We start from the raw sequence: 8,992 nt of genomic DNA, 5'->3' as shown, positions 1-8,992 counted from the left end.
CCACCACTGTGGCCTGTGTTGTTTCCTGATGCAGGACCACCATGCCCGTTGCGGTTTCCACGATTGCCGGTACCACCGAATGCGCCCATGCCCCCCACCGACACCACCACCGCTGTTGTTCGCCCCCGTACCAGAGTTCACACCGGCTGCGGTGCTGCCAATGACACTGGGAGAGACACTGAGAAACTACGCACTGCGCTGCAGAACCAACAACACATCCGGGTGATAACCCTGCCCTCTCGCATGGTTCTACCTGGTGAGGAGCGGCTGGTCGGCTACGAGAAGTTCATCAGTACTCTGCAGCAACCCCGTGCCGAGCTTCATGGCGTAGACAATGCTCTGGTGGTAGCTGGAGCACTGCTCGACCCGATTTTGACCGATGACGGTTAGACGCTGGCCCCTAGTGGGGACACTCCGACTTGCACGGGGCCGTCTTAGGTGACGAAACCACAGATGGTCGGCGATGGCGCATGGGGGCCTATGTTGTCGCCATCAGAGGGTATGGGGAATGAGTTGGGTGAAGTGGCCTGATAGAGTCCACAACGTGTCAGCCGTCTGGGGGTGATGCATTTCCTAATCGAAACATACATGTCACTTTAAGCTTTCTAGCAGGTTATAGTCAGAAAGATAATAATAATGCTTTCGCAAGGAGTGCTGTAGGTGTTTCGAAGAAAACTGGTCGGTGCGCTCGCATCGACACTAATCGCTGTGGGCTTGCTATCCCCGGTGGCTACCGCACAATCGGAACGGATTATTGCCCCGGAGGACCGTGACACCTATGTCTCAGAGTTCCAATACGATGCGAATAATCCCCCAGTCGTTTAATCCCCCAGTCGTTGATGGTGTCGGCGGTCTCACGGAGGCTGAAATCGCTGAGATCCAGGACAAGATCCAGCAGGCAGAGGCTTCCGGCCCACCACAAGATGAGATCATCCCCGGTCAGATGTGGTCGGACAAGGTCGGCATCCCCGAGGGTTACGACAAGACAGAAGCCGACCGCTCCGAGGTCGCGATCGCCACAGAGCAGTCCCAGCCGCAAGCACGGACATTCATGACAACGGCGGAGCGGTGCAAGTCGTTCTGGTTGATCCCATTCAAGGTTTGCGGGGAGATCCTGGATCGCTACGAGGCTCTGGGCGGAGAAAACAGTTGGCTTCTGCTGCCCATCGAACACCAGTCGATCAACCCCGACGGCCAGGGCCACCGTCAGCGGTTCGTCGGCGGCGTCATCTACCAGCACCCCGATACCGGAGCGCATGCGGTCTCACCGATGACAATGGCCCTGTGGCAGCGTCACGGCTGGGAAGCCGGCTGGCTTGGCTACCCTCTCGGTGGTGAAGTTCCGGTGGAAGGATCCACCACCATTGACGGTGAGATCAGCGGCTGGGTTCAGCAATTCCAGGGTGGGCGCGTCTACCGCACCCCAATCTTGGAAGGCTTTCAGATTGCCAGTATCAACGGAGTCATCCTCGATAAATGGCTCGAATTGGGGGGACCTTCAGGGTATTTAGGATTTCCGATAGCTGATGAGGCCGGGGTCACAGATGGAATGGGACGTTTCAGCATCTTTCAAAGAGGAGAAATCTATTGGGCCCCTGGGCTAGGGGCTCATGCTGTTTCTGGGACGATCCTGGACGACTGGAAAAGTGCAGAGGGGCCAGCTGGAGATTTTGGCTACCCAGATCTCCCCAAACGATTCGGTAGCAAAGCATGCAAGGCGCCTTTGGATAGTGCGGTAGCTTGCGCTGGTGACTCCGACCTCGGCAAGAGTCTCGATGGAATCGAGCTTTGAACCGGGGTGAATGATCCTGGCACGTACAAGATCACGAAACACCAGATCATTACCGGTGGCCGCAGCAAGGCCTAACTCATCGAAACACGTATCAATACAGTTCAGCAGGTAACCGGCACGCTGACCGACTACCGGTAGCGGATTATCCACACTGCCCGTTGCAGATGGAGTGTGATCAACTTCGCCGAAATCCAAAGCGATGGGCTCAAGTTCGCTGAGCAGGTGATGCGCGCTGTACCGGCTCACTGGCCTGGGATGAGGGCACAGCTTACGGCCACTGTCGCCGTGCTGGCCCAGGCAACCGGCCAGACGGGTCTGGCTGGCATTGCCGCACACAGGGCCACCGAGATCAGCAGCAAAGAGACGTTCCCGTCGCTGGTGGCGAAGTTAATCGACATTGGCGAGGGCAGTCGTCTCGCAGAAGTGGTTCACGAGGGCGGTGCTCAGGCTCGCGTGCAGTTGTTCGAAAACTAGTACTTCACACCCCGTTGCAGCAGTTGCTGTAGCGGGGTTTTTCTTTTCTACCCACGCCGTGACCAGGGAAGAAGGAAATCTCCACCGAGCAGGGGAGAGGTCTCTAGACAGCAGAGCTGTCTCAAAGAACGGATTGAGAATCAATCCACGACACGGAGGCACGCCATGTACCACTACACCCACGAAGACCTAGAGCTGCTCTACCTCATGTCTGACGGCATGGATGGCGAAGACGTCGATCCGGGTGCCGCACAAGAGCTACGCGACCTGGAAGCAGCAGGGGCACATCTGCCCTGGGCAGTGCTGTAACAGCACTTACAGCAGCAGCAAAGCCGCTGCTCAAACACACAATTGAAAGACAATCACACACTCACTCATATAAGGAGAAATCACAATGTCCAACCCGTTTAACAATGGCACCATCGTTGGCAACGCAGCACGCGAGCCGAAGATCTTTGAGCACGCAAACGGCGGTGCGACGGTGAAGCTCAACGTCTACGCACGTAATACGTTCAAGAACAAGTCCACAGGCAAGGTGGAATCAGAGATTGTCGAACTCACTGGCTACGTGGCTGACGCCAAGAACCTCGGCGTCTTCGGATGCATCGGCGCTGGTGATCGCGTTGCAGTGAGCTACTCGCTGAAGACTGACAACTACACCGATAAGGACGGCAACAAGCACTATCCGCTGGTAGCGCGTATCGACACTGTGCAGCTGATCGACTCCAAGAAGGAGTCTGAGGCACGAGCAGCACGCCGCGAGAACAGCGCAGATAACGCTGCTGCTAATGACTCTGAAGAAGTGCCGTTCTAGTTGCAACAACACCCCGCAGGGAAACCTGCGGGGTTATTTTTTCAGCACAGACCACGCATAACGCCGTCGCCGTCCAGTACGGGAGCGCTGATACTCCTGCTCCAGACGCTCTGTCTCTACACAGTGCATTACATGAGCCATTACATGCGCTGTTTTACTGCACTGTGTACTAGCCATTCCATTACGCACTACGCTGGCGCACTTCAAGTTCATTGAAATCTTCTCAGACATTAGTGGTTCTCCTTCAAGTGAAGAATGCTTTAACTGGCCCCACCTTACCGGCATTCCTCTCAAACTTGGCCTCTGTTCGCTATGAGCGTTGGGGCACAGCGCCTAAGGCGCATACGGAAGCTGGGTTAACATTTACTCATGTCTGTTTCTGAGCTGTCCACCAGTACCCAGAACTATTTGAAAGCTATCTGGGGGCTAAAGGAATGGTCATCCGAGCCCGTTACCGCCACACTTATAGCGAAACAGCTGGGACTCAAGCTCTCCTCGGTCTCCGATGCAGTGCGCAAAATGTCGAAGCAAGGGCTCGTGTCACACACGCCCTATGGCTCTGTGGAGTTAACCGAACTTGGCAGGCAGTACGCATTGGTCATGGTGCGCCGCCACCGATTGCTTGAGTCTTTTTTGGTTCAAGCATTGGATTATACGTGGGACGAGGTCCATGATGAAGCCGAAAATCTTGAACACGCGGTGTCTGACATGCTCATAGAGCGCGTGGATAAGTTCCTCAATTACCCCACTAGGGATCCACACGGCGACCCTATCCCTACGGTTGATGGACAGGTCACTATCCCCAGTGCGCACCGTCTCACCGACAGCGGCGCACAACCGCAGGTGACCGTGGAACGCATTTCTGATTCCGACCCACAACTGCTGGCCTTCCTCAAAGAGCAAGGCATCGTCATTGGGGCTGTTCTTACCACGCGCGAAGGAACGCCCTTTTCAGAATCGCTCGAAGTACAGGTAGCCGACAGTACTCAGTGGGTAGTACTTGGGCGCCCAGCTACGGACGCAGTGTTTGTAGCACACCACAGCCTGTAGTCTTTCCCTTTCTCATTAATCCTGTCCCTACCTGCCCTTTTAAAAACTACGGTGCGGCGTAGTTTGCAACTACGGTAATACGTAGTTAATCTTTTCGATCATCACCTATCCCACTTATGGCTAAGGCCAGGATGAGCAGGATTGTCATGTCAGACTCACCAGATTTGGTGTACTTTTCTAGCGTTTCTGAAAACACAAAAAGATTCGTCGAACGCCTAGATAGACCCGCAGTGCGCATTCCACTGCGGCCCAAGAAAACCGGAATGATCCAGGTTTCACACCCGTACGTACTCATCGTTCCAACCTACGGCGGTGGCTCGCTCAAACGCGCAGTCCCCAAACAGGTCATCGACTTCCTCAATGACCCAATCAACCGTTCCTTTATCCGGGGCGTGATTACCTCAGGCAATACCAACTTCGGAAGCGCTTACTGCGTCGCCGGCCGCATCATTTCCGCTAAGTGCCACGTTCCAGAGCTGTATCACTTCGAGCTACTCGGCACGCAGAAGGACGTTGCCGCTGTAAAGCAGGGCCTTCACAAGTTTTGGGAGCAGCAAAGCAACTAACAATTACACCCCATTGATTTCCCACAAAATGAAGACCACATCCGCAACACACAGATTGGAAACCACAATGCCGCCACTTAAGGCCACCCCCACACAGCCCATTGGCCCTACGCCCCGCACCGCTTCAGCAGACGATGCCGGCGGTGTCGGTAAGCGTAAGAGCTACCATGCACTCAACGCGCAGCTGAACCTATTCGACGATTCGGGAAGAATCCAGTTCGACAAGGACATTGAGGCAACACAAGACTTTTTAGCGCACCATGTCACTCCCCGCATGCATCAGTTTGAATCCACCAAGCAGCGCTTGGAGTGGTTGGTTGATAACGAATACTACGAGCGGGAATTCCTTGAGCTTTATGATGACGATTTTCTGTGCACTATGTACGACAGAGCCCACCAAGCCAAGCATCAGTTCCGCACTTTCCTCGGCGCATTTAAGTTCTTTACTTCATACGCACTGAAAACCTTTGATGGCTCGCGATTTCTGGAAGGCTACGAAGAACGCGTCGCCACCACAGCTTTGTACCTTGCACAGGGCGATGAAGAGCTTGCGGAGAAGCTGGTGGATGACATCATGACCGGACGCTTCCAGCCCGCCACCCCTACTTTTCTCAACGCAGGAAAAGCCCAGCGTGGCGAAATGGTCTCCTGCTTCCTCCTTCGCATCGAAGACAATTTGGAAAGCATTGGCCGCAGCGTGAACTCTGCACTGCAGCTTTCAAAACGCGGCGGTGGTGTGGCCTTGTTACTGAGCAATCTGCGCGAATCCGGAGCCCCAATCAAAAAGATTGAGAACCAAGCTTCCGGCGTAGTCCCAGTCATGAAAATTCTGGAAGATAGCTTCAGCTATGCCAACCAATTGGGCGCTCGACAGGGCGCTGGAGCCGTCTACCTACATGCGCACCATCCAGATATTCTTCGTTTCCTGGATACCAAGCGGGAAAATGCCGATGAGAAAGTCCGCATTAAGACTCTTTCGCTGGGAGTTGTTATTCCAGATATAACCTTCCAGCTGGCCAAAGAGAACAAGGATATGCATCTTTTTAGCCCGTATGACATCGCTCGCGAGTACGGCGTAGCCATGTCTGACATGTCTATCACCGAGTATTACGACGAGCTGGTTTCCAATCCGCGAATTTCTCATACGACTATCAAGGCCCGCGAGTTTTTCACCACGCTGGCTGAGCTTCAGTTTGAATCTGGATACCCCTACATACTCTTTGAGGATACGGTCAACCGCGCTAATCCCCTCAAAGGACATATCAATATGTCCAATCTGTGTAGTGAGATCCTCCAGGTCAACACGCCATCCACCTACGGCGCCTCAGGTAACTACACCACCGTTGGCCAGGACATTTCCTGCAATCTAGGGTCGCTCAACATCGCTAAAGCTTTTGAATCACCGGACTTTGGGGAAACTGTTGAAACCGCGGTGCGCGCTCTCACGAAGGTCTCAGACCTAACAAATATCGAAGCTGTTCCTTCCATCGCTCACGGTAATGCATCCATGCATGCCATCGGGTTGGGCCAAATGAATCTCCACGGTTTCCTGGCTTCCAAGCGTATTCCTTATGGCTGCGCCGAAGCACTGGACTTTACAAATATCTATTTCCTGACCGTGACCTATCATGCGCTCCGTGCATCCCATGCGCTAGCGGTTGAGAAAGGTCAACGATTCACTGGCTTTGAAGAATCCACCTATGCCACTGGCGTCTACTTCGACAAGTACATCGACCAAGACTGGGCGCCGGCCACTGACCACGTAAAACAGCTATTCCATGAGGCTGGCGTGCAGATTCCTCAACGCGAGGATTGGCTACGGCTCAAGAACCAAGTGATGCAAGACGGCATCTACAACGCCTACTTGCAGGCAGTTCCACCCACTGGATCAATTTCCTACATCAATGATTCCACCGCGTCCATACACCCGATTGCCTCCAAGATTGAAATACGCAAGGAAGGCCGCTTGGGGCGCGTGTACTACCCCGCACCGGAAATGACCAACGACAACTTGGAGTATTTCGATGACTCCTACACCGTGGGGTACAAAAAAATCATCGACACCTACGCTATGGCCACCCAACACGTGGACCAAGGGCTTTCCCTGACTTTGTTCTTCACCGCTGACACCACTACGCGGGACATCAACAAGGCACAAATCTATGCCTGGAAAGCCGGAATCAAGACCTTGTACTACATCCGTTTACGCCAACCTGCACTCCAGGGAACCGAGGTCGAAGGCTGCGTTTCCTGTGCTCTGTAGGAACACGGTCCTTCCTTCATTCACAACCATCCATCAAGAAAGAAAGAAGCTATGTCTTCAACATCAAACACTGCTGAGCTAACCAGCATCTCAGTTACGCCGCCAAGTTACCGGCATGACCCTTCAGCCCGCATCCGCGCCATCAATTGGAATCGGGTGAGCGATGAGAAGGATCTTGAAGTGTGGAACCGCCTCACCGCCAACTTTTGGTTGCCAGAAAAGGTTCCACTTTCAAACGATCTCCCGGCGTGGCAGAGGATGACACCGGAGGAACGCACCCTCACCATGCGGGTGTTCACGGGACTCACCACCCTGGACACCGTCCAGGCCACTGTGGGCGAAATCTGTCAGATCCAAGATGCCCGCACCGAGCACGAGGAGGCCGTGTATACCAACATCGCCTTCATGCAATCAGTCCATGCCCGTTCTTACTCTTCAGTGTTTTCTACTTTGAGCAGTACGAAAGAAATTGATGAGGCATACCGCTGGGCGGTGAATAATGACCTTCTCCAGGCACGCGCCAAAAAAGTGCTCACTCATTATTTTGGACCCGATCCACTCAAGCGCAAAGTGTCATCGACGCTGCTTTCCTCGCTGCTTCTCTACGCGGGTTTCTATCTTCCCCTGCATTTTTCCGTCCACGCCACCCTGACAAATACGGCAGACATGATTCGCCTCATTCTGCGTGACAAGGCAGTGCACGGTTACTACTCAGGCTACAAGTACCAGCGCGGACTGGAAACGTCTGCTCCACAACGGCAACAGGAGATGCATGATTTCACTATTTCCTTGCTCGAAGAGCTTTATGCCCTAGAGCTGGATTATTCCGGCGAGCTATATGAGCCGTTGGGGCTCATGGATGATGTAGCTGTATTCGTTCGCTATAACGCCAATAAGGCGCTCATGAATTTGGGCTACCCGGACTACTTCCCACCTGAAGAAACGGAAGTGAACCCGGAAATCCTCGCTGCCCTAGCACCTGGAGCAGATGAAAACCATGACTTCTTCTCCGGCTCCGGTTCCTCCTATGTCATTGGCACCGCTGAAGAAACGAGTGATGATGACTGGGATTTCTAAACCGTTTCCACGACCAGACCAAGGAAGCTGGCTTGAGACCATCGCGCTGTTTGAAGCCATCCGCGAAGGAAACCAACCAGCAGCCATGCGGCTTTTGGATACGTCCGCCGCACGGGAGGCCGTCCTCGGGGGACTGTTAGGACTCATCGAACTGTACTTCCGCCATGAAGAAGACAAAGTGGATAACTTTCTTACTGCCGCCCACGCCGCCGGGCCACCGCCTGCCTTTGGCTGCAAGCCTTTTCTCCCTTGATCGCACGTACCTACGCCCAACTAAGAAGAAAGGACTTCCTATGACCACCCCACGCATTAGTGTTATCGTCGGCAGCCTGCGCCGCGGCTCATTTGCGCGCAAGATTGCACACGAAGTGCTCACAATGATCCCTGAAAACTACCAGGCAGACATCGTTGAAATCCGTGACTTGCCGCTCTATGACTTCGACTACGATGACCCCTCGGTCACGGACAAGCCCATTCCAGCTGAGTACACCACTTTCCGCGACACCATCAAGAACTCGAGCGGCGTCCTCTTTGTTACCCCGGAAAATAACCGTACTATCCCTGCCTGTCTCAAGAATGCAGTGGACATCGGTTCCAAGCCCAACTCGGATGTGGCTTGGAAGAACCTTCCCGCAGGTATCATCAGTCACTCTGTAGGCCGCATGGGCGGCTACAGTTCACAGAAGAACCTCCGGCTCGCCCTGTCCTACTTCGATATGCCGCTTCCTGGTCAGCCCGAGGTATTCCTTGGCCAATCCCCCACCCTCTTCGAAGACTCCGGCCATCTCAATGAAGGCACCGCAGGCTTTGTCAAAGACTACGTTATACGCTTCCTGCAGTTGGTCGACATGACATTAACAGCCAAGCACAGCTAGCGACGGCGGCTAACCCTAGCCATCGCCCTCTACGAAGTACTTGAAGGCTGTCGATTCGGGGTAGTTGGTACCGTGAGTCCG

Annotated in this window: 11 protein-coding genes; all 11 read left to right on the top strand. The window is 54.1% G+C overall.

The genetic code is table 11. From position 1 onward, the window contains the following. The coding region (locus HMPREF3101_RS12245; RefSeq protein ID WP_210386158.1) for a hypothetical protein at nt 1-390 on the top strand (390 nt) is incomplete at its 5' end. Between the two features lie 388 nt (nt 391-778). Next, on the top strand, nt 779-1,792 hold the full coding sequence (locus HMPREF3101_RS02725; RefSeq protein ID WP_070462393.1) for an LGFP repeat-containing protein: 1,014 nt from the start codon (nt 779-781) through the stop codon (nt 1,790-1,792). A gap of 255 nt (nt 1,793-2,047) precedes the next feature. Next, nucleotides 2,048-2,266: a hypothetical protein gene (locus HMPREF3101_RS02720; RefSeq protein WP_246816617.1), complete on the top strand. Its 219-nt coding sequence runs from the start codon at nt 2,048-2,050 to the stop codon at nt 2,264-2,266. Nucleotides 2,267-2,431: 165 nt separating this feature from the next. Beyond that, entirely contained in the window at nt 2,432-2,575 is a 144-nt protein-coding gene (locus HMPREF3101_RS12035; protein ID WP_168160145.1) for a hypothetical protein, read from the top strand. An 85-nt stretch (nt 2,576-2,660) separates the two neighbouring features. Then, nucleotides 2,661-3,080 carry a single-stranded DNA-binding protein gene (locus HMPREF3101_RS02715; protein WP_070362918.1) on the top strand — a complete coding sequence of 140 codons (420 nt, stop codon included), beginning with the start codon at nt 2,661-2,663 and terminating at the stop codon, nt 3,078-3,080. A gap of 369 nt (nt 3,081-3,449) precedes the next feature. Beyond that, nucleotides 3,450-4,130 (top strand): metal-dependent transcriptional regulator, encoded by a 681-nt coding sequence (locus tag HMPREF3101_RS12520; RefSeq protein ID WP_022862719.1) that lies wholly within the window; start codon nt 3,450-3,452, stop codon nt 4,128-4,130. A gap of 116 nt (nt 4,131-4,246) precedes the next feature. Then, complete coding sequence (gene nrdI, locus HMPREF3101_RS02705; protein ID WP_052093126.1) at nt 4,247-4,696, top strand: class Ib ribonucleoside-diphosphate reductase assembly flavoprotein NrdI; 450 nt, start codon at nt 4,247-4,249, stop codon at nt 4,694-4,696. 67 nt (nt 4,697-4,763) lie between these two features. Then, complete coding sequence (nrdE, locus tag HMPREF3101_RS02700) at nt 4,764-6,959, top strand: class 1b ribonucleoside-diphosphate reductase subunit alpha (RefSeq protein WP_070462391.1); 2,196 nt, start codon at nt 4,764-4,766, stop codon at nt 6,957-6,959. A 51-nt stretch (nt 6,960-7,010) separates the two neighbouring features. Next, on the top strand, nt 7,011-8,036 hold the full coding sequence (nrdF, locus tag HMPREF3101_RS02695; RefSeq protein WP_070462390.1) for a class 1b ribonucleoside-diphosphate reductase subunit beta: 1,026 nt from the start codon (nt 7,011-7,013) through the stop codon (nt 8,034-8,036). Then, nucleotides 8,020-8,289 carry a hypothetical protein gene (locus HMPREF3101_RS11855; RefSeq protein WP_034666257.1) on the top strand — a complete coding sequence of 90 codons (270 nt, stop codon included), beginning with the start codon at nt 8,020-8,022 and terminating at the stop codon, nt 8,287-8,289. Before nrdF ends, HMPREF3101_RS11855 begins: the two co-directional genes overlap by 17 nt. Before the next feature lie 40 nt (nt 8,290-8,329). Then, nucleotides 8,330-8,911: an NADPH-dependent FMN reductase gene (locus HMPREF3101_RS02690; RefSeq protein ID WP_022862715.1), complete on the top strand. Its 582-nt coding sequence runs from the start codon at nt 8,330-8,332 to the stop codon at nt 8,909-8,911. Nucleotides 8,912-8,992: the final 81 nt, after the last annotated feature.

The sequence above is a fragment of the Corynebacterium sp. HMSC29G08 genome (assembly GCF_001806875.1).
Classification (GTDB): domain Bacteria; phylum Actinomycetota; class Actinomycetes; order Mycobacteriales; family Mycobacteriaceae; genus Corynebacterium.
The sequence above is the reverse complement of the archived record's forward strand: the minus strand, read 5'-3'. Positions and strand labels throughout refer to the sequence as shown.

What these genes read in the sequence shown, in the direction of transcription:
- HMPREF3101_RS02725 (WP_070462393.1), top strand. Translation starts at nt 779, where the DNA reads ATGTCTCAGAGTTCCAATACGATGCGAATAATCCCCCAGTCGTTTAAT.
- HMPREF3101_RS02720 (WP_246816617.1), top strand. Translation starts at nt 2,048, where the DNA reads ATGAGGGCACAGCTTACGGCCACTGTCGCCGTGCTGGCCCAGGCAACC.
- HMPREF3101_RS12035 (WP_168160145.1), top strand. Translation starts at nt 2,432, where the DNA reads ATGTACCACTACACCCACGAAGACCTAGAGCTGCTCTACCTCATGTCT.
- HMPREF3101_RS02715 (WP_070362918.1), top strand. Translation starts at nt 2,661, where the DNA reads ATGTCCAACCCGTTTAACAATGGCACCATCGTTGGCAACGCAGCACGC.
- HMPREF3101_RS12520 (WP_022862719.1), top strand. Translation starts at nt 3,450, where the DNA reads ATGTCTGTTTCTGAGCTGTCCACCAGTACCCAGAACTATTTGAAAGCT.
- nrdI (WP_052093126.1), top strand. Translation starts at nt 4,247, where the DNA reads ATGGCTAAGGCCAGGATGAGCAGGATTGTCATGTCAGACTCACCAGAT.
- nrdE (WP_070462391.1), top strand. Translation starts at nt 4,764, where the DNA reads ATGCCGCCACTTAAGGCCACCCCCACACAGCCCATTGGCCCTACGCCC.
- nrdF (WP_070462390.1), top strand. Translation starts at nt 7,011, where the DNA reads ATGTCTTCAACATCAAACACTGCTGAGCTAACCAGCATCTCAGTTACG.
- HMPREF3101_RS11855 (WP_034666257.1), top strand. Translation starts at nt 8,020, where the DNA reads ATGACTGGGATTTCTAAACCGTTTCCACGACCAGACCAAGGAAGCTGG.
- HMPREF3101_RS02690 (WP_022862715.1), top strand. Translation starts at nt 8,330, where the DNA reads ATGACCACCCCACGCATTAGTGTTATCGTCGGCAGCCTGCGCCGCGGC.